General features: G+C 50.6%; 16 protein-coding genes. All 16 read right to left on the bottom strand.

Features of this window, described 5'->3' with window-relative positions; translation table 11 throughout:
- Positions 1-28 precede the first annotated feature (28 nt).
- Positions 29-832: a sugar phosphate isomerase/epimerase family protein gene (locus RCO25_RS09545; RefSeq protein ID WP_308995914.1), complete on the bottom strand. Its 804-nt coding sequence runs from the start codon at positions 830-832 to the stop codon at positions 29-31.
- A gap of 37 nt (positions 833-869) precedes the next feature.
- A complete protein-coding gene (locus tag RCO25_RS09540) occupies positions 870-1,976 on the bottom strand; it encodes a Gfo/Idh/MocA family protein (RefSeq protein WP_308995913.1) in 1,107 nt (368 codons plus the stop codon).
- Between the two features lie 412 nt (positions 1,977-2,388).
- Positions 2,389-3,294: a carbohydrate ABC transporter permease gene (locus RCO25_RS09535; protein WP_308995912.1), complete on the bottom strand. Its 906-nt coding sequence runs from the start codon at positions 3,292-3,294 to the stop codon at positions 2,389-2,391.
- Positions 3,291-4,157, bottom strand: coding sequence for a carbohydrate ABC transporter permease (locus tag RCO25_RS09530; RefSeq protein ID WP_308995911.1), 867 nt, complete (start codon positions 4,155-4,157; stop codon positions 3,291-3,293). The genes RCO25_RS09535 and RCO25_RS09530 overlap by 4 nt, the downstream gene beginning before the upstream one ends.
- Before the next feature lie 90 nt (positions 4,158-4,247).
- Positions 4,248-5,645 carry an ABC transporter substrate-binding protein gene (locus RCO25_RS09525; protein ID WP_308995910.1) on the bottom strand — a complete coding sequence of 466 codons (1,398 nt, stop codon included), beginning with the start codon at positions 5,643-5,645 and terminating at the stop codon, positions 4,248-4,250.
- Between the two features lie 292 nt (positions 5,646-5,937).
- The gene (locus RCO25_RS09520) at positions 5,938-7,440 is read right to left on the bottom strand and encodes a response regulator transcription factor (protein ID WP_308995909.1); all 1,503 of its coding nucleotides are present in this window, start codon (positions 7,438-7,440) and stop codon (positions 5,938-5,940) included.
- The gene (locus tag RCO25_RS09515; protein WP_308995908.1) at positions 7,437-9,260 is read right to left on the bottom strand and encodes a sensor histidine kinase; all 1,824 of its coding nucleotides are present in this window, start codon (positions 9,258-9,260) and stop codon (positions 7,437-7,439) included. The genes RCO25_RS09520 and RCO25_RS09515 overlap by 4 nt, the downstream gene beginning before the upstream one ends.
- Before the next feature lie 240 nt (positions 9,261-9,500).
- The gene (locus RCO25_RS09510) at positions 9,501-9,848 is read right to left on the bottom strand and encodes a hypothetical protein (RefSeq protein ID WP_308995907.1); all 348 of its coding nucleotides are present in this window, start codon (positions 9,846-9,848) and stop codon (positions 9,501-9,503) included.
- A gap of 75 nt (positions 9,849-9,923) precedes the next feature.
- A complete protein-coding gene (locus RCO25_RS09505) occupies positions 9,924-10,895 on the bottom strand; it encodes an ABC transporter permease (protein ID WP_308995906.1) in 972 nt (323 codons plus the stop codon).
- On the bottom strand, positions 10,888-11,799 hold the full coding sequence (locus tag RCO25_RS09500) for an ABC transporter ATP-binding protein (protein WP_308995905.1): 912 nt from the start codon (positions 11,797-11,799) through the stop codon (positions 10,888-10,890). Before RCO25_RS09500 ends, RCO25_RS09505 begins: the two co-directional genes overlap by 8 nt.
- Positions 11,796-12,584 carry an SGNH/GDSL hydrolase family protein gene (locus RCO25_RS09495; RefSeq protein ID WP_308995904.1) on the bottom strand — a complete coding sequence of 263 codons (789 nt, stop codon included), beginning with the start codon at positions 12,582-12,584 and terminating at the stop codon, positions 11,796-11,798. The genes RCO25_RS09500 and RCO25_RS09495 overlap by 4 nt, the downstream gene beginning before the upstream one ends.
- A 33-nt stretch (positions 12,585-12,617) precedes the next feature.
- Entirely contained in the window at positions 12,618-13,346 is a 729-nt protein-coding gene (locus RCO25_RS09490; RefSeq protein WP_308995903.1) for a uracil-DNA glycosylase family protein, read from the bottom strand.
- Between the two features lie 30 nt (positions 13,347-13,376).
- Complete coding sequence (locus RCO25_RS09485) at positions 13,377-15,158, bottom strand: glycerophosphoryl diester phosphodiesterase membrane domain-containing protein (RefSeq protein WP_308995902.1); 1,782 nt, start codon at positions 15,156-15,158, stop codon at positions 13,377-13,379.
- Positions 15,159-15,359: 201 nt separating this feature from the next.
- Complete coding sequence (locus tag RCO25_RS09480; RefSeq protein ID WP_308995901.1) at positions 15,360-19,934, bottom strand: rhamnogalacturonan lyase family protein; 4,575 nt, start codon at positions 19,932-19,934, stop codon at positions 15,360-15,362.
- Positions 19,935-20,216: 282 nt separating this feature from the next.
- Positions 20,217-21,743 (bottom strand): S-layer homology domain-containing protein, encoded by a 1,527-nt coding sequence (locus RCO25_RS09475; protein WP_308995900.1) that lies wholly within the window; start codon positions 21,741-21,743, stop codon positions 20,217-20,219.
- A 73-nt stretch (positions 21,744-21,816) separates the two neighbouring features.
- On the bottom strand, positions 21,817-25,512 hold the full coding sequence (locus RCO25_RS09470; RefSeq protein WP_308995930.1) for a DUF4430 domain-containing protein: 3,696 nt from the start codon (positions 25,510-25,512) through the stop codon (positions 21,817-21,819).
- Positions 25,513-25,541: the final 29 nt, after the last annotated feature.

The following is a 25,541-nucleotide window of genomic DNA, read 5'->3' as shown; positions in this document are numbered from 1 at the left end:
ATCCTCCTTTTGGATGAAAACAATGCTTTTATCGCGCGTTCAGCTGTTTAAGGACGGCATTTAGGTAGCCGTACGACTCTGCAGCTACGATGGATACTTGCGCAAGCGTATGCTCCGGTGCAGAGCCGATGACCTCAACGACGACCGGTCCTTCGTAACCACCGTCCACCATTGCCTTGCAGTAGCCGTACAGATCAATGTCGCCGCGTCCGCACGCTTGCAGGGCTATCGGTCCCGGTCCCTGTTCGCGTCCCTTGCAATCACGGATATGAACATGCTTCACGTGATTAAGTACGGCGGGCAGCGCCTTCTCCGCATTTTCGCCGGCACGGTGGATATGGCTCGGGTCCATGTCGATGCCGAATGCCGGGGAAACGATGGCCTCCATCGCCCGCAGTGTGGTAGGCGTATTATGGATTGCGTTGCCAACATGTGCCTTCACGCAGAGCGTGATGCCGAACGAAGCGGCCCTCTCCGCCATCCGCGCAAGCATCTCGATCGACGCCTGCAGGTCTTCTTCGACTCCAAGCTTTCCGCCAGGACCAACGTTGACGATCGGAATACCAATTTCAGCGGCAGCTTCGAACGCCGGCAGCAGCCGTTCCTCTTTGAGCGACGCAACCTCAGTCGATAGAAACGTCAATCCGTTCTCCTGCACAATCGCCTGAAGCTCGCTCTTCTGTTCCTTCCAGCGGCTGAGATCCAGATGCTCGCACATTCCCTGAATCGCGGCAATCTCTACACCGTCGTAGCCACAAGCGGCGATATGCTTAGCCGCTACGGCAAAATCGAACTCTTTGAACAGCACGGAATTGACACCTAATTTTATCATGTAAGAATCCTCCTGAATGATAGATTAATTACTAAAATTATTTCAGATAAAACGGATCGCCGTGCAGCGGCGGCAGCGGCTGCGGCCGAACGACTTCACCGCCCCGTTCATACGACTCCTGCACCGCGTGCACATACTCCAGTACGGCAAGCGCATCTCGTCCGCTGGCGCGCAGCGCATCCGGAGATACCTTACCGTTAACATCCTCCAGAAACGCGTGCAGCCGATTGTTGAACGTCCTGTTGAAATCATTTGTACCGAAATCCGTCACTTCAGGCTCAGGCTGAACGCTGATAGCCGGGATGCCTTTGTTCGCTTTCCAGAACGACACTTTCTCGACGCAGTTCTCAATTGTGAATGTCCCCTTCGAGCCCGCGACCTCCAGACTCCACCATCCGCCTAGTCCATAGACCGCATCGCCGCGCTGACTCAATAGATAGCCGACGCCGCCGTTTGCGAACTTCATATGGATGCTGTTGATGGATACCATAACGTCGCCTGCGCTGCGCCGGAAACCAGGCCGATCGGAGAACGTCTGGATATGCGTGATATCTCCGCAGAAATGGCGCATGACACTGAACGGGTGGGTCAGGAACGCCCTCATGTGAAAGTAAGGGTGGCCTTTGATTTTGTCCGAGCTGGCAAGGGCGTAGTTAAGCTCTCCGCCGTTGAAGCCCATTTTGGCTAAACAGTAGATCAGTTCGCCCACCTCGCCGCTATCCATATATTGCTTCGCCTTCTCAGCCGGCGGCGTGAAGTAATGGTTCAGGTTGCAGCCCAGGTACACATTCTGCTTCTCAGCAAAAGCTACCATCTGACGACCTTCGCGCACATCGTTGCACAGCGGCTTCTCCACCAGCACGTGCTTTCCGTAAGACATTGCTTCCATCGCCGGTTCAAAATGCCAGCTGCCGTTGTCGATGCCGCCCGTCGTCACATCGACGACCTGGAGGTCGGGCTCATTCTCGATCATATCCTTCAAAGTATAGTACGCCTTTACACCATGCTTCTCCGCAGCCGCGTCGGCGCGCTCCCGGATGACGTCGCATACCGCAACGACATCAGCCAATTCATCCTCCTTATAGCAATTCGCATGGTTGTTGCCGATGCCGTTCATGCCTACGATTCCGATTTTGACCGCCATGTTCAACGTCCTTTCGTCCTCTGAATTGGATAATGATTTTCCTAGACAAGATTAATAGCCGAATCGTCAAGCCGTCATAGTTGTAAACGCTTTATGTTTATATCATACTGTCTCTTTCTGTCCGAATCATGGCGGTTCGGGACAAAAACCTTTCCGATCGGGACCGCTTTCATAAAAGGAATGGCCCGATATAAGTTACACGTATGACAGCCGGCATACTTTGGTCGACCGCAGTCCTCGCGATGTGCCATTTGTACCGACCGGCTCACCGGAATCATCCTTCATCGAATTAAAAAACCACAATCTGAAAGACTGCGGCTCTATGACTTACCTGGGTAAGAGGGTCGGCTGGAGACAATGTACGGGTAAACTTAATAAAATGGCTCTTCTTCCTCGCGCAGTCCAGACTCGATTATCCCTTAACGGCGCCTGCCGTCATCCCGGCTACAATTTTCTTGTTGAAGAAAATGAACAGAATGAGCATCGGGATAGAGATCAGAACGATATCGGCGAACAGCAGATTCCACGATGTCGTGAACCGGCTCATAAAGTTGTACAGCGTCAGCTGCACCGTCGCGTTGTCGGAGCCCGGGAAGAAGTAAAGCGGATTGACAAAGTCATTGAATACGTTTATCGATTCAAGCACAATGATGGTTGAAGTGACGGGCTTAAGCAGAGGAAATATTATACTGAAAAACAACCGCCCGCCGCCAGCGCCATCGATCAGCGCGCTCTCATCGATTTCGCGCGGCAGCGTTGCCACAAACGCTTTGTACAAAATCGCCGCGAACGGAAAATGAAGCGCAACTTCCACGAAGGTGATGCCGGCCAGCGTCTTGAACAGGCCGATTGAATCGAGCACCCAGATCGTAGGCACAATAGCGGGCGGGATCATCAAACCGGCCAAAACAAGAAAGTTTAAGAAGGAAGAAAACCGTCCCCCCTCGCGACGATGCAATACAAAGCCGGCCATCGCGCTTACAACGATCAGTACAGCGATCGACAAAACGGTCAGCAGCATGCTGTTGTAGAAGGCGCGGACGAGCATATGATCGGAGGCAGTCAACACATCCCTGTAATTTTCCAAAATATGAAATGATTTCGGCCACGACATATTCATGAGCGCGGATTCGGCCTGATTCTTAAAGGAGTTAATGATGACGAAATAAAATGGAATCCAGAAGATCGCGGTGCTGAGCACCAGCGCGAACACGCCAACGATGGCCCTCTTAGCTCCGTTGCTAATCCCCATGTTTTCGCCGCGGCTCAGCGCCTTGCCCACGCCTTTATCCATAATCCTGCTTATTTCCCTGCTCATAAGTGCACCTCGCTTTTCGTCAGGTACTTATACAAGGGAAACGCCAGCAGTGACACGCCGACGAACAGGATGACGTTGCCCGCAGTCGCCAGGCCGTAGAAGCCCGCCTGATACTGCTTGTATATGATCGAGGCGATCAGGTCAGTCGTGAAACCCGGCCCCCCCTTAGTCATGGCCCAGATCAGATCGAAGGAACGAAGCCCCCCGATAAATGCCAGTATGATGACCGAATTCATCGCCGGTCTGCTTAATGGAACCGTGATGTACCGGAATGCATTCATGCTGCTCCCGCCGTCGATTTTGAGCGCTTCGTAATACTCACCCGGAATAGCCGAAATGCCGGCGATATAGATGACGGTAGCGATGCCGATACCTTTCCATACGTCTACTAGGGCAACTGACAGCAGCGCGATCTTCGTATTGCCGAGCCAATCTGGTCCGTTAATACCAAGCGCAGCCAGACTTGTATTGATCAGCCCTTGCGAAGGATGCATCATAATGGAGAATGCGATCCCGACCGCAATCGTACTGAGCAGTGTCGGGAAGAAAATAACAGAACGCAGATAGTTTTTGAACAGAACGGTAGAGGTGAGGAACGCGCCGAGTAAGAGGCCCAGGATGACCTTGAGACCACAGGTTACAACCGCGTAAATTAATGTGTTCCGGAAGCCGATGCTGAGCGCCGTCTCCGAGAAAAAAGTGACATAGTTATCAAATCCGATGTAATCCCAATCGGTGAGGGTCCAACGCGTCATACTAAAGAACAGCGATAACACGGTTGGCAGCAAATAGAAGACGAAGTAGATCAGAAATGCAGGCACAAGAAACATATACGAGTAGGTCCGAATCGTCAGCTTAGTCATGGCTCTCTCCTTCTTTCCGGAGAAAACGGACCCCGCAGCTCTTGCGCGGAGCCCCGTCTTCAACTAGAATTCCCGCTTACGGCGGACGATCTACCAGCCAGGCAGATTCAACTGCTGCGCCTGTTTCAGAATGTCTTTGTCATAGTCCTCGGCACCCTTCTGCGCGGAAGTGATGCCGCTGCCGACAGCGACGGTGAGGTTTTCCAGGTTCGGGCCTTTGACCGGCGATACGAACTCAAGCGCAGGTGCCGTCCTGCCTTCATCAAAGTATTTCTGCATTTCTTTGACACCTTCGTAAGCATCGTCAGGGAGCTCGATTCCTTTGATGACATTGGGACCGGCCGCCTTGACTTTGGAGGCAAATATCGCTTGGCCTTCCTTAGACACGAAGTATTCCGTGAACTTTTTGGCGGCTTCTACTTTTTTGCTGTTCTTGTTGATATACAGGCCGCTAGGCATCCAAACTGTCAGTCCGTTGACGTCTGCGCTGTCGCTCGGAATCGGGAAAACCCCGATGTCGTTGATCTTGTCTGGGCTATTCTGCATGATGGAATCTAAAGCGCTTGTCAGCATCGGATAGTGCACGCCTGTACCCTCGGCCAGCATCTTCAAGGCAACATCATACGTCGTGGCCAGGAAGTCCTTATTCATGTAACCGGCTTTGAACGGTTCCTCCGTCTTTTCGAAGCTGCGCAGTGCTTGTGGTATCGTCGCGTACTTTGCTTTGTTGTTCGTGTAATCGTCCGCGAAATTCGGAACCTGCGCCTGTAAGTTGTAGTAATCACCGAGGACAAACAGCTGGGACGTCCAGGTATCTTTGTATGACGCGATAACGGCCGTCTTACCCGCGGCCTTAATCTTCTCATTGTTGGCCATGAATTCATCCCATGTTTGCGGAACGGTCAATCCGAGCTCGCCGTACACCTTCTTGTTGTACAAAATCGCACCTGCGGAGCTCGAACCGACGGGCGCACCGTAAACCTTGCCTTCGACCGTTACGACGCTTTTGAAAGAATCAAGCACGTCTGCCATGTACGACTCATTCGTCACATCGAGGAAGTTTTCCACTGGATTAACTGCCTTCAACAGCGAACCCGTGTTATAAACGAGCAGGTCGGACATATCACCCGTTGCTAGGCGCGTCTTGACGAGGTTGTCGCCTTCCGTGCCATCCGGTTTGATGTCGTACTCAATGGTGATATTCAGCTTTTTCTCTGCTTCCGCAGCAACAGCTTTAAGTGCTTCGAGCGTAGTGCCTGTATTGCCGACCATCAGGGTTAACGTCGTTTTCTCTGCAGGTGCGTTGGTGGTGTCGGTGTTTGCGTTCGTTTCACCGCTAGCGCTGCCGTTGTTGTTGTTCGTCGCAGGCGCATTGCTGCCGCTGCCGCAGCCGGCGAGCAGCACCACGATCATAATCACGCTTGTCACGAATGCGAGTGTTCTACCAGTCGTTCGTTTCATCGTTCCGCAGCCTCCCTTTGTTGGCATGAATCGTGCTCCCTTCGGCAGCCGTCCATTGTTGCCCCTCTTCGCATCTCTGATACCGTAAGTTTCAATTAAATGAATACGCTTCCATCAAGTGCGATCTTCCGTTCCAAGGGCCCGGGTTCCCTCGTAGTTTCAGTCTACGGGTTTCTGCTTTTGATGCATACTTGCTCTTTTGCTTTTTTAAGGGGGTAATTTTTCCTTTTTAACAAAAAGCAATGGATCGGGCAGGGAAACCATCCGATTTTCGAAGGTGCATCACCCTCTAATCGTCTAATCGTTTACTACATACGTCTCATTCACTCATTCTTCGTTTTGTGTAGGCGGTCGGCGTTTCGCCCGTTATTCTCTTAAATAGATAGGAGAAATGCTTAGCATCCTCGTATCCGACCAGCTCGCCGACTTCCGAAGGACGCGAAGTGCCGTCAGCGAGCAGCTCCTTCGCTTTGCCGATCCGGTAGCCGATCAAATAGTCGGAGAAGGTATAGCCCGTCTGACTTTTGAACAATCTTGATAAATGCCCAAGACTGACATGATGCTCCGAAGCAAACTGCTGAAGCGAGAGGTCGCCTTGATAGTTGGCGTGGATCCAGTTCATCATGACCGGTACCAGCCCTTTCGGCTTCTGCTCCTTTGATTCGCATTTCCCCGCAATCACGAATACCGCTGCCGCAAGCCATTCCGTGATGGGCTCGTAGTCTATCGCCTCGTTCAGCAGGCTCATATCCTCCGGCAGCCGGGCCACGGATTCTGATTGCAGATTAAACTTCAACGAATAGAACAGATCGCTGGCGAACTGTGTCAGCTGCTTTTGGGTGACCCCTTTGCACTGAAGCCCCTTGACGATACGCGATACCGTGTCTCGCCCTCTGGCAATATCGCCCGCTTTGATCTGCGCTTGCAGCGCGCGCACCTTCACCCAGATTTCGCCGATATCGGGTACAGCCGGCTTCGTATCCGGCGCTGCCCAGGTTGGCACGCCGATCCGTAAATGCTCTTCCAGCTGTTTGCCAAGGCGGACGAAGCTGCGGTTTAGACTCTCTCTCTCTTTCTTCATTCCGAAGCTTACATGGAGTAGAATGCCGCGGGACTCCACATACTGGAAGAGCGATTGAAGCCTTATCTTTATCGACTTCGTACTTGCCTCATCGTCAGCCGGCAGCAGCAGCATTCTGCGTCGGCCGTCGATCGTGACGCAGTGACTATCCGACTCTCCGTTCAAACCACTCCCAAAATGCGCGAGGATGTCCGATGCTTTAAGCCCGGCATCCTTCCAAGTGAGCGGCGATGCCCAGTTCTCCAGAAGCAGCAGCGCCATGAACATTTGCGGCTGCTCGGCTGCCGCTGGCTCCCCGCGCTCCTGCGCGTCCGCGGACAGCAGCCGCTGCAGAAGAGACCACTCGGCACGGTCGCTCCGGCTCCGTGACTCCTCTTCAATACGCGCAAGCATGCGGTCTACCACCCTGTAAAGCGTCTCTTTCCTGACAGGCTTCAGCAAGTAGTCCGTCACGCCGGTTTGCATCCCCCGCTGCGCATAAGCAAAATCGTCATGGACACTGAGAATGATACCCTTGGCGTCCGGATGGCAGCGGCCTAGCTCGGCCAGCAGCTCTACTCCGTCCATGCCTGGCATTGTGATGTCGGTCAGCACGAGATGCGGAACTATGGATTTTGCGGCCTCGAGTGCATCTTCCCCGTTCTCGAACGCAAGCACGCGATGCTGCGGTTCGTATCGCTTGAAGAGGGACTTGAGCTCCGCCAGCGCCCACCGCTCGTCTTCCACCAGGAATAAATTCATAATCCGGCCTCTCCTTTCACCTTGACGAAAAGTTCATATGGGAACGTCAGCCTGACGGTCGTTCCGAGGCCAGGAGCACTTATCAGCTCAGCTCCGTAATTGACGCCGTGGAACAGCTTGATCCGCTGCGCGATATTGGACAAGCCTATACCCAGCCCTTCCTCGTCGTAAGCGTCCGCCGCTTGGATGCTCCCGAGCCTCCTGCGCAGCATGTGGAGGCGTTCCTCTTCGATACCGCATCCATTGTCGGTCACTTCGATAATCAGATCGCCGCCGAGCCGCCTGACTACGATGTCGATTCGTCCGCCGGACTTGACCTTGCCGAGTCCGTGAACGATAGCATTCTCAATCAACGGCTGCACGGTAAGCTTCAGCACCGAAGCATCCTCCAACGGCTCCGGTATGTTCATACTGAACTCGAATCGGCTGCCAAACCGGTGCTGCTGGATATTCATGTAATTCCAGATATGATCCATCTCGTCACGCAGCGGGATAGGGTGTTGTAGATTTTTCATGCTGTATTTGAACAGCTCCGCAAGCGATTCTGCCATCTCGGCAACCTCTTCGATGCCTCGAACCCGGCTGATTGACTTCATAATGTTAAGCGTGTTGTACAGAAAATGCGGGTTGATCTGCGCCTGCAGCGCCGATAGCTGCGCATTCTTCTCCGCCAGCTTAGATGCGTACACTTCGCTGATCAACCGGGTAATACTGTCCAGCATACTGTTGTAAATACGGCTCAGACGACCGATCTCATTGTTGCCGGCCACCTCCATTCGCTGCTTTAAATCCCCCTGCTCGACGCGCGCCATCTTCTTCATCAGATTATGGAGAGGAAGCGTAATCTGATAGGAGAGCGCATAGGAAACGAAAGCAATCAGCCCCATCGCAAACAATCCAACGAGCATGAGAATATAAGCGGAGCGTTTCTGCTTGGACAACAGGAATTCGTTCGGAATCAGAATCAGCGTATTCCATTTCGTGTAGGAGGACTTCGACGTTGTATAGAGATAGCTCTCACCGTTCCATACCACCTCGTTAGATTGACGATTTCCCTTGAAGATCGAAAGATCGATTCCCGGATCCTCGCTGCCCGTCAGCTCATTTCTGTCGTCATAGACAACGCTGCCTTCATCGGTTATGATGAACGCTCTCATGTTCCGTTCAACGTCGTTGATGTCTGAGTTGACGAGCATGTCCTTAATGACATCAACGTTAATATTAATTTTCATATACCCCAGAACATCCCGATAAGGAATGCGGTTGATGTTCCGCACGAAGGATATAACCTGGGCTTCACGATCGCCGCCCGTGCTCTCTGTTGTGACGGGCTGAAGCAGAAATTTGATTCCGGGCATCTCCAGCCGTTTCTCATACCAGCTCTCGTCCAGCAGATTGAAGCTTACCTTTGGTCCTCCCGCCTTCGATACGAAGTAAGCAATATCGTCCGTCGTGAAGATATAGATGCTCTGCAGCTGGGGGCGCGGCTGAAGATGGGTGAACAACCTTTTGTTGATCATCAGTTCGATCTCGTTCTGCGTGACGGGTTCAGGGATTCCGTAATGATCGATCAAGCTTTGCTGAATGATCGGATCGCCAATAATGGAGACGGAGAGCTTCTCCATGTCCTGAATATACAGCTCGAAGGTCCGGCTGAACTGACGGGTAATCGTGTCGGAAAGCGACAAGGTTTGATTTTTGATATCGCTTACATTTTTATAATAGAAAATAATGCATGTCAGCATGACGGTAAACAGCGACACCGCGGAGAACACGATGAACATTTTACTCTTCAACAGGTAGTCGTTCCATCTTTTCATCTCGGATTCTCCTCTGGTGTGAGTCGTAAACGAAATAGCGAATAGCCCCCTTCGGATTTACAATTCTGTCAAGATAATATCATAGCTCAAGCAGCTGAAGAAAGAGACGATTTCCCCAAATCGGCAATCCTAGAATAGGCTCAATTCAATTGTATTACAATACAAAAAAAAACAGGGTGCCTCCGCCGACAATCGGCACAAGCACCCTGCTCCGTATATTCTATGTATCCCTGCTGTCCCTTATTTCTTATCCACCTGAAGCAGCTTAACCGTCTTTGTCGCAAAGGTGTCCTTCAACTTTTCCTCATTAATGACGTTCAGCTTGATCAAGCTGGCGATTTTGGACGAATCGGGCTTCGAAAGCATCCGCCATAGCTCGGGATCCGGCAGCGCCTCAAAAAGCTTATTGTCATCGTATTCTTTACGCTCCTGCACAACAAGCTTGACTTTGTGGCTTCCGATTTCCAGCTCGCTCGCTTCCTTCTCGGTCAAATAAGTCAAAATTTCGTTGCGCAGCTCTGTCAGCTCCTGCTCTATTTCTTTTTGCTTTTGTTTCTGCTGATAATATCTGCGCACAGTCTTGTCCATTAAGATCACGCTCCTCTTCTACATGCATATGAGAAGACGAATCATTTTAGGACACGACGACCGCTGTAAAGCAGCTTAATAAATATCCTTCCTCATAAAAACGGTAAACGAAACGAGCAGCGAACCCAGCATCCACGCTGCAAGCACGGAAAGCGAGAAGCCGAGCGTCATGCCCTCGATCGGGGGAGCCGAGCCGCTGACATAATCCATTAGGCCGAGATTGACCATAAACAAATATTTGGCGGAATCCCATGAGGATACCATGTTGCTTAGGATAGCTCCCGATATCAAGCAGGCCAGCATCGTCCCCATGCCTGCCGCGCTGCTTCGCATCAGAATCGAGAGCATGAAGGACAAGGTGCCGACGACCACGGAAATAAACCAAGCCAGCCCGAATTGCTGAATAATATACTGCCACTGGGATACGAGGCGCACGCCCGATATGTCGAGCTCCCCGCCTTGCGTGGAGAAGCCCGTCAATACCGGTGCCGACCAGCCTTGGTTTCCGAACATCACAGCGGAGACGATGTAAGAGAGGAAACCGAACAGGAAAATAACCACCGAAACCGATAAAATAAGGGCGATGTATTTACTCAGCAATATCTTAAACCGGCTCACCGGACGAGTCAGCAGAAGCTTTATCGTGCCCATACTCCGCTCGGAGGAAACAATGTCTACCGCAATGATCATGACGAGCAAGGGAAGAAACAGCTCCGCGGAGTTTTGTACAAAACCTCTGATAAAGGTGGGAGCGCCCGGCTCAGACGGATTAACATCATTGTCCAAATAATACTCCGACTGTTTGATCTGGATTTGCATCTGCTCGCGCCATTGTCCCGCGCTGCTTAGCCTGTTTTGCATATCTACGATCTGCTGCTGCAGCTCGGTTCGCCAATCCACCGTGCCTAAACGCTCCTTGATCGCCTCCGATTCCTTCGCCTGCGCGTAGGTAAACATCGAAAGAAGCACGATAATAATAATGGAGATAACCATGAACCGGCGTTTGCCGACCAGCTTCGTCATTTCGTTTTGAACGAGATTAATCAATCGATTCGCCTCCTGTCAGCTCGAGGAATAAGTCTTCAAGCGCCGGAAGCTTACGATTCATCTCCAGCACGGTTACTCCCGCTTCCACAAGCTTTCGGTTCCATTCACCAACGGCATGCTCCGTGTAAGGCGTCGTCACCGTTTCCTCCGTCTCGTGCGAAATAACCGTATGGTCGCTCAGTATGGTTTTGCCTAATGTTAACGGATTCAAACGCCATACCAGCCGCTCTTCGCTGGACAGCAGATCTTTGACCGAGTCCACCCGAATAATTTCACCCTTCGAAATAATCGCGACCCGGTCGCACATCAATTGAATTTCATGCAGCAAATGGCTGGATACGAGTACCGTTAACCCTTCTTCTTCTGCCAAAAACCGAATAAAAGCACGCATTTCCCGGATACCGGACGGATCAAGCCCATTCGTCGGTTCATCCAAAATCAGCACATCCGGCTTGCCGAGCAAAGCTTGCGCAATGCCAAGACGCTGCCGCATCCCAAGCGAATAGGTGCTTACCTTATCATTCACTCGATCCTGCATGCCGACCAGACGAACGACCTCATCAATGCGCACCTGCGTTATGCCGCTGATCATGACGGCAAAATGACGTAAATTTTCCATTCCGCTTAAGAACGGATACAGCTCCGGATTTTCAACGATACAGCCCAAATGCCTCATGGCCTTCGTAAAATGCTTCGCAATATCCAGCCCGCATATATGAATCGTTCCGGAGGTAGGCTTAATCAATCCGACCAGCATCCGAATGGTCGTCGTTTTCCCGGCCCCATTCGGTCCTAAGAAACCAAATACCTCGCCGCGCTCCAGCTCGAAGCTTAAATCCTTAATAATGGTCCGCTTGCCGATGACCTTTCGAAGGCCTTGAACCGATAACGTAATCTCGCTCATGATGGTCCTCCTTCCCCGGTAATCAGTGCGGTTATCCGCTCAGCTATCAGACGATACCCTTTTTCATTCGGGTGAAAATGATCCGTAAACAAATAATCATTTATTTTCTGCTGAAACAAATCATACGTCGGAACGAACACGGTTTTTGCGTCCTGGGCAAGCAATTCTGCCGCTTTGAAGTTCCAGCCTCTGACGACGCCCGACAAGAGCTCCCCATTTTCAAATTCGCTAAAAGGATTATATAAACCGAGCAAATAGACGGTCGCTTCCGTGTTCACCTCCCGAATACTGGAGATGATCGTCTTTAGGCTGACAAGATAAGCATCCTCCAGCCCCTCAATGCTTGCTTCGGAAACATCCGAGAGGATCTGCCCGCCAAGGAAGAGATCATTGCCCCCAATCGTCATAAGAATGACATTGGCTTGTCCCAGCTGACGCCTAATTTCCTTTTCCTTCATTTGCTCCGCTAACTGAGGGGAAGTTAACCCCTTAATGCCCAAATTGATTAACGAGATTTCTTTGCCCGCTTCCTGCAGCTGATCGCTGACATAGCCGACATAACCTTTGCCTTCAATATCGCCCGTTCCTCTCGTTAAGGAATCGCCTAAAGCAACAATTTTCAGCGCATTCGTCTGTATGGCAGGCTCCTCTGTTACGGAAGGCAAGGACGATGTGCGCGATGCTCCGATTAAATAATCCTTTAACGTCCAGCCTAATCCGAATAACCATAAGAGACAGGCAAGTGTCGCGAAGGCGGTTATTAAACGAACTTTTCTGCTGTGCATTGTATATATCATTCCTCGCTCTCATGTTGCTTTTTAACGGCTGAACCACTGAAAGGCCTGCTGTTGCATGCTTGTCCTATGCTGCTCAAACTGTTTTTTCCGGTGCCCGTTGGCACCCGATGGATGCGGCATGTCGAATAAGCACCGCTCCTCGCTCAGCCATCCTTTTTCCACGAATACTTGTACTATTTCCGAGACTGCCTTGCCGAGCGGTATAACAAGCGCATCCTTCACCGCTAGCAATTCTGGAAGTAGGATGCTTTCCGCATAGCGCAAAAGCACAGCCGATTTCAAAATCGGAGGACTGTGTCCCGTATAGTTTTTGCCATGCTGGAACACCGGGTACCTGATCGCAGAAGTCGTGTGCAGCAAATCTCTGCGTTCCTCAAATAAGAGCCTGCTGCCTTCGATTCCGATGAGAGCAGGCAATCCGATTTGATCCAGCATGTCGATCAGGTTTATTCGCATTGAGCCTGCGAAGCTCGCGAGCTTCTTGGCGCGCTGATCAATCTGCCCGGTGGGCACTCCGTCCAATAAATCCTGGCGCGCACTGCGAATCGCCAGCTCCATTTGGGTGAAGCCCGGCGTAATGCCGATAATCATCACTTTTGCCTGCGTATTCACATACTCGTAAGGCACGTAATATATCGATATATCTTGCTGCTCATATAAAAGCAAGTCTTGGACGAACAGCTGCTCTTTGGACAAGCGACCCGGCGAGAGCGATAGGATAAAGGCTTTATATTTCTCAATTTGTGTCATGCGCTCCCGCCCCTTTTTTTGTGTATGCTGCTATAAATCAAGCTCTACCATGTTATGCGCGCGTGCAGGGAAATCCGTAATAATGCCATCGATCTCGAATTTGAGCACCTCTTTCAAATTACGTTCGCTGTTGACCGTCCACACCCATACTTCGCGGCCTTTTTTATGCGCGCGCTCGACGAATGTCTCCGTCAGCATGACCTGCTCAATCGTATAAAAATCCACATCTAACAGCGAAAGGTCGCCTACCGCAAAATAAAGAATTTGGCCGATTCTAATGTCGGGATTCAACTGCCTGATTTGCTGCAGCGTCTGCCGGTCAAACGACTGAATATAGCAGTCCTGAACCATGTCAAATTGTTCAATCAATGCTACGACTTCCTTGGCGAGCTCCTCGCCAGGCCCGTATGGTTTAAGATCAACAATCAGCTTCGCTTTCGCCTGCACCTCGGCAAGAACCTCCGCCAGCATTGGAATTTGTTCGCTTTCATCAAGGCCGCCGCCCCGGTTTCCGATATTCAGTCTAGCAACCTCATCATACGTCAGCTCATTCACGCGCTTCGGCACGCCGGCCATCCGCTGCAAATTATAATCATGATGAAGTACGGCGACGCCGTCCTTCGTCAGCTGAACATCAATTTCAACAGCGTCGATGCCCTGCTCCACCGAGCTTCGGACTGCCGCAAGCGAATTTTCCGGCGCTTCCAGAGAATCGCCGCGGTGAGCGGATAAAAGCACGCTCCATTTGACATAAACCAAATTATCATTCGCCGCGTAGCTGACAGTCAGCGCCAATGCCAAATATACGGCTGCTATCGATACATATAATATCCGTGTACGGGTTCTTCCCTCCACATAGGCGTAAAGACGCTTTTCTAGAGGCCCGAACCAGCGGCTTTTGTGCAATTGAAGCTGGTCAAACGGCTTAACGCCGGGACTCCGGTTGAAATGATAATAAAGCCTTGTCAGATAGATGATATTAACCGGCACGAGCAGCAGCGTAAACATATAGGTAAGCACAGTCGATAACGTTAAGGAATATTGATCCGTGACTACTTTCAATATATTGTTGTCAAGCCAGGATGGCAAATAAGCAACAGCGGAAATCGTCATAAAACCTAGCGCGAACACAAGCGCATTAAGCAAAAACAGATTGATGAAGATCGACAAGCGCTTGCCCTTCGTCAGCACAAGGCTGCTTTTGATTGCCGCACGAATCGATTTGTTTTCGATCATAATGTAATGCAAAACAAAAATCCATCGCAATACGAGGTACAACCCCCCTAGTAACAAAAATCCGTATAAGACCAGCATCGCAGCGGAAGAGCTCATGATGCGGCTGTTAAAAAAAATCGGGACATTAAACTGCGCAAACAAGGATGAAGACAGCGGCGAGTCAATGAACGGCACAAGAAACAGCAGGAAGAACAGCAGCTGAATGATGCCGAAGCCGAATAGCTTTGGCGTTTGCCGCAGCGTCGTCAGCACCGCATCTGCGATCAGTACATTTTTCCCAAAATAATGCTGCTGCGCAATCGTGATGACCACGCCAAACTCAATAAACAGCACCAGCATCGCTACAAAACAAATCGCGATTAGGCCGGCTACTCCCGCGTAGCTAAGTCCGATTTTGTAGAACTCGCCGTTCAAGACGGAGCCGGAACCGACTACGCGGATGATACGGTTGAAAATAAACGAAATAATCGGGATGATGACGAAGCTCGTCAGCAGCATAAACAAATACTCGAATATAAGATGTTTTTTGTATGTGTCACGGAAGTCACGAATACTTCTACCCAATCGTTGAAGCATAAACATTCATCCTATTCTTTGTGTTGTGATCGAATATGGAGCAAAAGAGTTGCCAAATGTCTCCACTTCCCTATTATAGCGTATGACCCTACCCCCAAGTCGAATCGGAGCGCCGCAAAACAAATACATCCGCTCTCTTCTAGAGAAAATAGGCATCAAAAAAAACCACGCCGCTAAGCGGCGTGGTTCTTAAATCAATCCTTATACATTCGACAATTGAATAAGCATATGAATAATTACGGCTGCCTGCGCTCTAGTCGCCTGCTCCTTCGGCGCGAACACTCCGCCTCCTATTCCTTGAATAATACCCGCTGCTTGCATCGCCTCGGCCGCTTCAACCGCATAGCCGACGATAGCTGCTTGATCTGCAAATGCGGCGGATGACGCTTGGCCGCCCAGCCCAAGCTTGAGATGCTGCGAAGCGCGATAAGCCATGACCGCCATATCCTGCCTTGTAATTTCATCGTTCACGCCGAAGCTGCCGTCGGCTTTGCCTTGCACGATACCCAGCTTTTGAGCGCTCGCAATAGAGCTGTAATACCAGCTTCCCTCCTGTAAGTCGCTAAGCTCGCTCTTCGTGCCCTCATCCGCTAGATCAAACGCGAACATGAGCATTTTCAGAAATTCTGCTCTAGTGACCTTCAGATCCGGCTTAAAGGTTTGATTGCCTACCCCATTAACGATACTTCGTGCTGCAAGGGATTCGATGCTGTCCTTCGCCCAGCTCACGCGTGCGATGTCGGTAAAGCTTGTTTTCACGTAAGAAACCGCATATTGGCTGAAATGGCTTGGTTTAAATACGACTTTCCCCGTAGACGGCTGATAGGCTCCGTTTTTCACGAGATGAAGCTTGTTCTGCTCGTCTACATAATAAATGACAATGGCGTTTGGATTTTCCCCTTCGGCAAGCTTATAATCGAGCTCAACCTTTACGCTGCCGTCAAAAGCGCTAACCTTCTTGCCGTCAACCGTCAGGTTAAAGTCTAGCACCGGACGGGCTCCTACCTTTTCCCTTACCTCTTCGGGCAGCGCGGCTGCATCTATTTTACGAACAGACAGCTCTACCTTGGAAGCCTCGTTTGTTACGCTTGACGTGATCAGCGCCTTATCGATCGAGATGGTCGCTAGGCCCAGTCGTACTTCAACGGTTTGAATCGTTTTGTCCACGCTTGTTTTTAGCGCCTGCGCAGGCAGTACGGCTTGCACAGCCGCAGCTGCTTTATCTGTTGCTACTTCCAGCACAAGCGATTTGCCTGCGGCGGTTTCCGCTGCTTTCGCAACATCGGCGGCTTTAAATTCAACTGCCGCTTTGCCGAATGCATCGACTGCGACGGTTTGCTTAACGCTGCCGCTTCCAACCGTGACAGCCGGCTGCGGCGCTGTTCCCCCGCTTGGCACTTCTGTAATCGCGGCTTTGATCGTTAATAGGGCTGATCCCACCACAGCAGAACCATCCTTAGCGGCTGCTTCCACTTTTACCTTGCCGACTGCTGCTGCTGTCAGAAGCCCGCTTGCATTAATCGATGCCAGCTTGGTGGCGGAGCCATCCTCGTTATAGACCGACCAGCTTACGGATTGATTCGTTGCTGCTGCCGGCGTGAATACGGGATTTAACTGGATTTGCTGTCCGACTGCTGCTTCAGTCGATGAGAGCGATATGCTTAAACCCGTGGCTTTGATTTCATTGGTGCGAATATTAGGCTGCGCCGGCGTTTCCATCCCCGTGCCCAAAAAGAAGCTTGTATGCGGCGGTTGGTTATAACCCGTATTCTGCCAAGCAATACCCACCCGATAGACCGGATCATGCATTAGCGTAGGAATGCGATGCTCCGTCACATCGGACGTGGTATAAATTCGAAGCGCGCTGCTGTCCTCTGTACGCACGATGACCTCTTCGCGCCAATCCCCCAGCATATCTACTTGCAGGGCAGGATTCCCTTTTGTATCGTTATTCGAATGCGTTCCCGTAAACGTCTCTAGATTGACTAGTTGATTCGCCTCATAATCCCATTTATCGATTTTCGGAATGCCTACCCGAAGCGTATCCCCCTGCCATACATGGTCGAGCAGCTCGCGGCTGAGATCTCCATCCCACCAAATCGCGAAGTTGGAGCTTGGAATTTGATTGGCTATTTTCTCTCCTTGCGCGGTGAACAAGCCTCCTGTCGGGCTGTTCCAAGCACCGTCGATTGCCCAGGCTTCCGCTCCTTCATATCGCGGATCAATATCTGCCGACAAGCCTCTGCCGGTATCAATTCCAGTTTGCAGCTGCCCCCAAAGCACTCTACCCGTCCGCGCATCCTTCACGTCAGCCGAATATTTAACCGACGTATCCTCCTGCACGGCAAACAATTCTAAGCCTAAGCGCGTAGGGTCCAAGTCGCCGAGATGCATGGCATCGCCATGACCAAGCCGCGAGTTCCATAATCCTGTTCCGTTATCGTCAATCGCTGTTGCGCCCGTGATGATTTCATCTCTGCCGTCCGCATCGACATCCGCTACGCTGAGCTGATGGTTTCCTTGTCCCGCATAGCTTTCGTTTCCAGCTGTCTTGGAATCAAAGGTCCACAGCTTAGTCAGCTTGCCGTCTCTCCAGTTATAAGCAACCAGCACCATACGCGTATAATAACCGCGCTGCATGATGATACTTGGTCTCTCGCCGTCTAAATAAGCAATTGCTGCCAGAAAGCGGTCAACCCGGTTTCCGTAAGCATCGCCCCAGTCTGCGACGTTTCCGCGTTCCGGCTCATAGGCTTCTGTAGCAAGCGCTTTGCCGGTTGCCCCTTCAAAGACCGTATGATATTCAGGCCCTGTCAAAATATAACCGCTTGCATTCCGGTAATCGGCTTCTGCATCGCCGATGACCTGGCCTTTGCCGTCGATCGTGCCGTCCGCAGTCCGGAAGGTTACTTCCGCTTTGCCGTCACCGTCGAGGTCATAGACCATCACATCCAAATAATGAGCTCCCGACCGGATGTTTTTGCCCAAATCGATTCTCCAAAGCTGCGTTCCGTCCAGCTCATATGCGTCTACGTAGGTATTACCCGTGTATCCGCTTTGGGAATTATCCTTGGCATTGCTTGGATCCCATTTCAATACGATTTCATATTGGCCGTCGCCGTCCAGATCCGCGATCGAAGCGTCATTAGCGCGGTAGCTGTAGGCTTCACCGCTAGGCGTTACACCGTCTGCCGGCTTTTGAATCGGAACGTCCAATGCATTCGTATCCCATACCTCGGCAGATTCCGATTGGCGCTGCTCAGTACCGTCAATAACTGCCCGGACGAAGTAGATCGAATCGGATTTGCCGCCTGCATCCTCAAAGTTCGTACTGTTCGTAATCGGGCTGGCGTTGACTTTAGCGCCATCGCGATAAAGGTTGAAGGCAATGGCAGACGGATCCGTTCCGAGCATCCGCCAGCCCACATAAACATGGTCAGCCTGCTTGACGGCTACCAAGCCGCGGTCCAAATTTTCCATTTGCCGCGCTGCTTGCTTGCTAGGCTCCGCACTCACCGTTACGCCGGCTGACTCGGTTACTTCCTCGCCCTCATATGCAAATGCGCCTTTGATGACGAAGCTGTACGGCGTACCGTTGGTCAACCCGTTAATCGTCGAGATATATTTTCCTTTGGCCACCGTATCCACCAATACTAGCGATTCATCATCATTTTTCTTGTAAATTCTTGCTTCCTGATAAGCGGGATCAGATGGCTCCTCCCAGCCGAGCAGCACCTTTGAATCTCTTCCCTCTGCAACAGGATAATTGACATTAGGATCCTTATCCAGCTTATTCACAGTAACCGTATAGGTCTTGTAAATATCGCTGTATGCTGAAGAGGTGACGGAAACGCCAAAGCTGGTCGAGCTCTCGGTTAACGCAATTGACTTCGCCCCTCCGCTCTCTACGTTTGCTTCCCCTACCTTCAGCGAAACTCCGCCTGGATTGCTTGCTGCCGGATGAACCGCCAGCTCCGAAACCCAATATGGAACCTCGAGCGTATAGTTGTCTACTTTCGGATCAAAAGGCGGAACGAGTTTCGCAGCAGAGTCTCCCGCTTGAATACCCAAGCTGCTTAATGCCAGATCAAGCGCTGTGACCTTGACATTGGTTAAATTAAAAGTCCCGCCGCCCGCATTAACGAAAAAACCGAAACTGCTAATTCGCTCACGCGGGCTGTAGAACGCATCCGGCCATACGACGGTCGTTTCCGTCGTCAAATCGGTAATGGATACCGTATATTTTTTTTGCGGCGTATTAAACACCATTTTGAAACGATACCAGTGGGTAGGATCATAATTGATCTGATTCTCCGCAGCCGCATTATGGCGCTTGATCACGCCTGCATCCAACTGATAACGAAGAGCAGCCGCATTTGTCGCATTCACCTTCCCGTCCATCACCCAAAGGGTTCCGCCCTTGTTTGTAGGAAGATTCACATCAAATTCGATGATCGTCCCGCCATTTTGGGCAGCGAACCTTTGTCCAAAATAAGAGGACCCTGTCCCATTATGGGTAATTTCCGCATATGTCGAGCCCGTCACTGTATTCTTCGAAAAGTTGACAGTGGGAGCAGTTCCTTCTTTTGTCCAGTTATTGCCTGCGCCAATCGTGAATTCCCCGTTCTTATAGCTGCTAAAATCGTCGGATACGAGAGCCTTATCTGCCGCATGTACGGAAGCTAGATGAAGCGGCATAAGAAGTGACATGACCAGCATACAGCTAAGAAGCTTCGATAGAAGCAGCTTCCCGTTCCTAATACTTGACTTTTGCATTTCGTTATTTACCTCCCTGAAAATCTGATTGTGAGTTCACGCTTCAAATTCGGTTGGTTCCTTCCGAGCCTGCTACTGCCTCCCTCCTGTCCATGTAAGCGATACCATACCAATTATAGGGAATTCAATTAAACAAACCATTTAAAAACCAGACTAAAACAATTAAAAACCAGTGAATTTTTCGTTTCCGTGTATTTGCTGGCATACAGCATAAAAAAAAGCCCTGACGACAAATCGTCAGGGCTGCTTGCTCGAAGCATGCATTTATTTGAGGCTGTTGCTTTATATTGTATCGTTTTTCTTTTGAAGCAGCTTAGCCGCTATGACAGCCGCCATCTCTCTCGTAACGGCTGCCTTTGGATTAAAGCTGCCGTTAGAGCCCTGCATCAAACCGTTTGCATATACCGCGCTGACGTATGCTTTTGCGCTGACATGGATGCTATTCGCATCATCGAAAGGCAGCGGGTCTGAATTTCCTTTAAGCTCAAAAGCTTTGGCAATCATAATCGCCGTCTCCTGCCTGGTCACTACCTGACCTGGTTTAAATGTATCTGCTGTAATGCCTTGAATGATGCCAAGCTCCTTCGCGCGCATAATCGAGCCGTAATACCAAGCGCCCGGCCGAATATCCTTGAACGCTGCTGCGGCATCCTTCGCAGGGGCTTCCCCCAGCAGGTTGATGAGCAGGGTTGCAAATTCGGCTCTTGTCATCGGCTTCTTTGGATCGAAGCGGAGCTCCGAGCCGCTTACCCCCACCATGATTTTAACCTCGAATACACGATATACCGCATCATAGGCCCATGACGAAATTAGCTCGTTATCTACAAATTGTTCCTTCACGCCGGTCAAGCTCGTATCAGCCGAAATGTCGAATAAAGCCGGCCCCAGCCTAGTAAACCGGTCATAAGCGACTAAAGCCATTAATGCCTGCTCCGTCGCCATTTCGTTTGAAGGCTGATCTATGGCATGGGAAAAGCCTCCATCCGCCTGACGAAAGCGCAGCAGGCTGGTCAGAAGATTCCCGTTCTTTTTCAAGAACCTCGTATCGAGGGGGTTGATTCCCGCGCCTGATAAAGCGATAATCACCTGCGCGACGCTCTCGCTGTTATCTTCGCCGAAGGCTTGAAAGCCTCCGTTAACCTGCTGCTGGGAAGACAGCCAGGATACGGCTTTGTCGATCGCGCTCTTCACATTTGCTTGCTCTTGATATGGAGCGAGCGCGCTTATGGCCATCGCCGTAATATCCAAATTGTCCTCGCCTTGTTCCGAAAGCGGGAACGCTCCGCCGGCGTTTTGCTGGCTAAGCAGCCAATCCACCAGCTTTTCGCGCGTCCATAACGCATTCGCAGGCACCTCATAGCTCCCGCTGTCCAAAGCAATTAATGCAAAAATCGGGCCATTGGTGCCTTGATTCGTCATTTTCGCATGATTATAAATGCTTTCAATAAGATTAAAACCAGCAAACGAAGCCGCATTCACTCCGGCAGCCCGGACAGCAATCGCAATGCGCTCCGCGTCGGTTACTTTACGGAACTCGCCTTTCTTCTCCTTCAATTCATCCGATAACAGATTCAAATAGCTGGCAGGTAATGACTTTCCTGAACGAGCTAATCCTAACGCCTCCCAATCGCTGATCACGCCGCTGTTTAAAATTTGCTCTGCTGCTTGTTTGATTTCCGTGCTGACATTGAGTTGGTCAGCTGCTTTTGCTTGTTCCGGAAGCAGCACGGCTGAGCAAATAAAGGATAGAAATACGATAACGCCCATGAAGAGCATCAAGGATCGGTACGACACGCTTCTAGTCTGCATTTCTTTGAAACACGCTCCTTCTATGAAAATAGCTGCCTCACGGCTAACGCTTAGCCATGAGGCAGCTTGGTGATTATTTCAATTCATGCAACCTGATAATGGTTACCGCCGCCATCTCTCTCGTTACAAGAGCTTGCGGGTTGAATAACCCGTTATCGCCGGTCATCAAGCCTTTTTGGTAAGCCACGTTTACAAAAGGAACAGCCCATGCCGATACGGCATCGCGGTCCTTAATTGCAGCTTGCGGCGCATTCGCGTCAGTCAAGCCCTTAAGCCTAACGAGGACTGCAGCCATTTCTTGTCTAGTAATGGACTCGCTCGGAGCAAAGGATGTGCCCGATATGCCTGACATCAAGCCTTTTTCTTTTGCAGCCGCTACGTAACCGTAATACCATGCCTGTTTATTTACATCATTAAAGCCTGAATCAGCCTGCAGCGGTTCTTCTCCTGCATATTTGACGACTAATGCAGCAAACTCGGCGCGAGTCAGCTGACGTTTAGGCTCAAATTTCGGATTCTCCACGCTCGTACCGTTCATAAAGCCAAGCTCCGTCGCTTTCGTTACGGCAGCTAGCGCCCAGCTTGCAATCTTAGCTTCATCGGTATATTTCGTCGCTTCTGGGTCTGGCTTCTCGCCAGGCAGTTGTTCGCCGGATTCGCCCGGCTCAAGCGGTGAACCAAGATCTTTACCTAGATCTTTCGTATATTGCCAGCGCAGCACATCGCCGTTTTTCAGCGTATAGGCTCCCGCGCTTGATTTAGGGAACACGCCGTTTACGGAATACATCCAGCCGCTTTCCGAACCTTTATCGAATTCGGCAAGACCGCCAATCGCTTGGACATAAATGCTTGCACCTGAACCTGTGTAGTTCAGCGATACGCCTTTTTGCTCCAGAGCTCGTTTGAGTGAAGTGAACGCCGTATCTCCTTCGGACAGGGTTACGGCATAAGGAGCAACGATGTCCCCCTCATTTAGTGAACGTTTTTCAACGGATAACGTGATGGTTTGGGCTATCGGGAGACCTCCGCCGCCTCCGCCAATCGTTAATGCCGAGGTTGTATAAGCAAGAAACTCGGTAAAATGTTTTGTTTTAATAATCAGATCGCCATTTTGGCTGTATGCGTAAACCTCGTCTGTTCTTGCAGACGAATCGGAGTATTTTTTGATTGGCGTAAATACGCCCGTTTGATCAATGAATCCTGCTTCTTTGTCGCCTTGGCCTTTCAAGGTCAGGGTGACATGTTGGTTGAACTCGATTTTCTCCGAGCCGCCTGCTTGAATGCGAACGGCAATGGCAGCAACCTTTTTATTGTCGGAAGAAAGCGCCGTATTCAGCTTAGTGTCCAATCCGCTTTCCGTCGTGCTAAGATTCTGTGGCAGTTTAAGTTCTTTATTCCAAGTCGATGTGACTATTGTATTGACCGGAATCTCAAGCCATGCATTGCCGCGTTCTGCCGTCACCGTTGGCAATGCAGCCGTCGCGAAAGTAAGGCTCACATTATTCGTTAGAGGACTTGTCCCTGCTTCTGTGATCAGAACGGATTTTTCATTCTCATTAATCGCAATCGTTTGATCCGTTGAGCCGCTAAGTACGCGAGGGACTACTACAGCTATTGAATCGCTGTCTGTATTGCCGACAAGCGCAGCGCCCAAAGCTTTTAATGTAATCGTTCCGCCTTCAGCTGTTCCTGTAAATGAAATCGTCGCTTTATTTCCATCTTTGCTGATCGCATTTACCTGAAGCTCTGTGTTTCCCGTTTGAATAGACCAATTGCTGCTGTTCACCGCATCAGCTGTAAACTCATCGCCAACAAGCGTTACCTCGACTGATGGGTTCGAAGCTCCGTTTGCGATTTGTGCTGTCGTTGAAATGGCTGGCCATCTGCTGTAGTAGAATCGCACAACATCAGCAGACTTCAGCTCGTATGCGGCTGCGCCAACGCTTGGAGCGATGCCGTTTACTTCATACATCCAGCCGTCCCAGCCTCCAAGGCTGCCTGCGGCTTGGCCATGAATAGAAGTGACATAGGCACCGAAGCTGCTGTCTACGATTTTGTAGCTGATTTTCGGATTCGCTTGATCAAGAGCTTGCTTTAGCAAATCCAGTGCCGTTGCCGGTTTTGCCGTATTTTTAATTGTGACCTGCTGTTTGGCGTAAATCGATCCGGAAATCCCGTCTACTTGCAGTTCTGATGCTACCGGAACTCGAACCGTAATCGTATTGCTGCTTTGATTGCTTACCAGGGCTCCTGCCAAGGTTTGAATCGTAATCGGTTTATTGGTTGCAGCCCCCGCGAAATGAATGGCGATCTTCTGATCGTTTACTTTGACAATCGACTGTACCGTTAATCCGGAATCCTGCGTCTGGATGGCCCAATTGCTGGCTTGTTCCGCGTCGCTGCTGAACTCGTCTCCAACCAGATCAACCTCGATTTGCGGATCGCTGTCGCCGCTTTCGATCACGGATGAAGTTGATATCGCCGGGTAACGGCTGTAATAGAATCGGACTTCGTCGTTTGGCTTGAGCAAGTATGCGATTGCCCCAACTTCCGGTGCGATGCCGTTAACCTCGTACATCCAGCCGTCCCAGCCGCCTAGAGTACCCGCTTCTTGGCCTGCAATGCCTTGGACATAAGCACCAAAGCTGCTGTCCACGATTTTGTAGCTGATTTTCGGATTCGCTTGATCAAGTGCGGTTTTAAGCGCATCAAGCGCCGTTGCTGGGTTTTTGATTTGCGAAACCGAGACGGCTTGCTTGGCATAAATACTGTCCGTGATGCCGTCGACATTAACGCTTACCGAAACTGGCTGTTTGATTTCACCAAAGCGGTACCACACGCTTTTCAGTTGCTGGATATCGGTGAGGGCAATAAGCGCTTGTTCGGTAGCCATACCATTGCCTTTAATGTCGCTCTCATTCCATTTGAAAGTGCCATCCTGCAGTTGATAAAGCACAAACGAATCAAGAACGCTTTTGCCATTGGCCGTCCAAGGATCAGACAATACATCCTCGTTAATGGCAGTCAAACCCGAGACTACGGCAGACATGCTGTTTGAATTTGCTCCGTACATGACTTGCTCGTTGTTTAACTGCTTTGTTTTCAAAAATGCCTTTATTCTTGCAATAGACTGCTGCACGGCGCTATCATTCTGATAGTTTCCTAGCGCAAGCAGACCCATTCCCGTCATGTCAGAGTCAGAAGTGCTTCCAAAAAATGCGAAGCCGCCGTCGCTAAGCTGTTTACTCAATAAAAAGTCTAATGCCTTTTGTTTAGCGGCTGCATTCCATACGCCAACATTACTGCCCAGCTTTGCGCCCGTATCGAGCGCTAGCATCGCCCACATGTGCTTGTTCGTGGAACCAAATGCACCCGTCGATGGGTTTTGCTGTGCGGCTAGCTCCTTGTATAGGTTACGGTTGGTCTGCCAAGCATGAGCGGGATCCTCTCCCATAGCGAGCAATGAAAAAATATATCGGATATACTCGGTTCCGTCAAACGTGGATTCCGGTTCTATCGTCTTCCAGCTAGGCAGTTTCCATCTGCCGTCCTGCAGGTTTTCTCCGGCTCCCCACAGCGCGACAATCTCCCACCAGGATTCCAAGGTTTTATTTTTATTTTTAAAATGATCGACTGTTTTCCCAATCATTTCATTTAAAGCGGTATTGGCGGTATGGTCAGCAGCTTTACTGACTTGGGGTGCAAATAAACTAAAGATTAAAACAAAACTTAAAATGGCAAGCAAGCTTTTTCTTAGAAATGTTTTCACGGTAAGCAATGTTTTCTCTCCTTCTGGTT

The sequence above is a fragment of the Paenibacillus sp. LHD-38 genome, from assembly GCF_031157315.1.
Classification (GTDB): Bacteria; Bacillota; Bacilli; order Paenibacillales; family Paenibacillaceae; genus Pristimantibacillus.
This window is presented reverse-complemented; position numbering and strand designations above follow the sequence as displayed.

What these genes read in the sequence shown, in the direction of transcription:
- RCO25_RS09490 (WP_308995903.1), bottom strand. Translation starts at nt 13,346, where the DNA reads ATGACACAAATTGAGAAATATAAAGCCTTTATCCTATCGCTCTCGCCG.
- RCO25_RS09535 (WP_308995912.1), bottom strand. Translation starts at nt 3,294, where the DNA reads ATGAGCAGGGAAATAAGCAGGATTATGGATAAAGGCGTGGGCAAGGCG.
- RCO25_RS09515 (WP_308995908.1), bottom strand. Translation starts at nt 9,260, where the DNA reads ATGAAAAGATGGAACGACTACCTGTTGAAGAGTAAAATGTTCATCGTG.
- RCO25_RS09525 (WP_308995910.1), bottom strand. Translation starts at nt 5,645, where the DNA reads ATGCCAACAAAGGGAGGCTGCGGAACGATGAAACGAACGACTGGTAGA.
- RCO25_RS09500 (WP_308995905.1), bottom strand. Translation starts at nt 11,799, where the DNA reads ATGAGCGAGATTACGTTATCGGTTCAAGGCCTTCGAAAGGTCATCGGC.
- RCO25_RS09530 (WP_308995911.1), bottom strand. Translation starts at nt 4,157, where the DNA reads ATGACTAAGCTGACGATTCGGACCTACTCGTATATGTTTCTTGTGCCT.
- RCO25_RS09520 (WP_308995909.1), bottom strand. Translation starts at nt 7,440, where the DNA reads ATGAATTTATTCCTGGTGGAAGACGAGCGGTGGGCGCTGGCGGAGCTC.
- RCO25_RS09540 (WP_308995913.1), bottom strand. Translation starts at nt 1,976, where the DNA reads ATGGCGGTCAAAATCGGAATCGTAGGCATGAACGGCATCGGCAACAAC.
- RCO25_RS09485 (WP_308995902.1), bottom strand. Translation starts at nt 15,158, where the DNA reads ATGCTTCAACGATTGGGTAGAAGTATTCGTGACTTCCGTGACACATAC.
- RCO25_RS09480 (WP_308995901.1), bottom strand. Translation starts at nt 19,934, where the DNA reads ATGCAAAAGTCAAGTATTAGGAACGGGAAGCTGCTTCTATCGAAGCTT.
- RCO25_RS09475 (WP_308995900.1), bottom strand. Translation starts at nt 21,743, where the DNA reads ATGCAGACTAGAAGCGTGTCGTACCGATCCTTGATGCTCTTCATGGGC.
- RCO25_RS09510 (WP_308995907.1), bottom strand. Translation starts at nt 9,848, where the DNA reads ATGGACAAGACTGTGCGCAGATATTATCAGCAGAAACAAAAGCAAAAA.
- RCO25_RS09495 (WP_308995904.1), bottom strand. Translation starts at nt 12,584, where the DNA reads ATGCACAGCAGAAAAGTTCGTTTAATAACCGCCTTCGCGACACTTGCC.
- RCO25_RS09545 (WP_308995914.1), bottom strand. Translation starts at nt 832, where the DNA reads ATGATAAAATTAGGTGTCAATTCCGTGCTGTTCAAAGAGTTCGATTTT.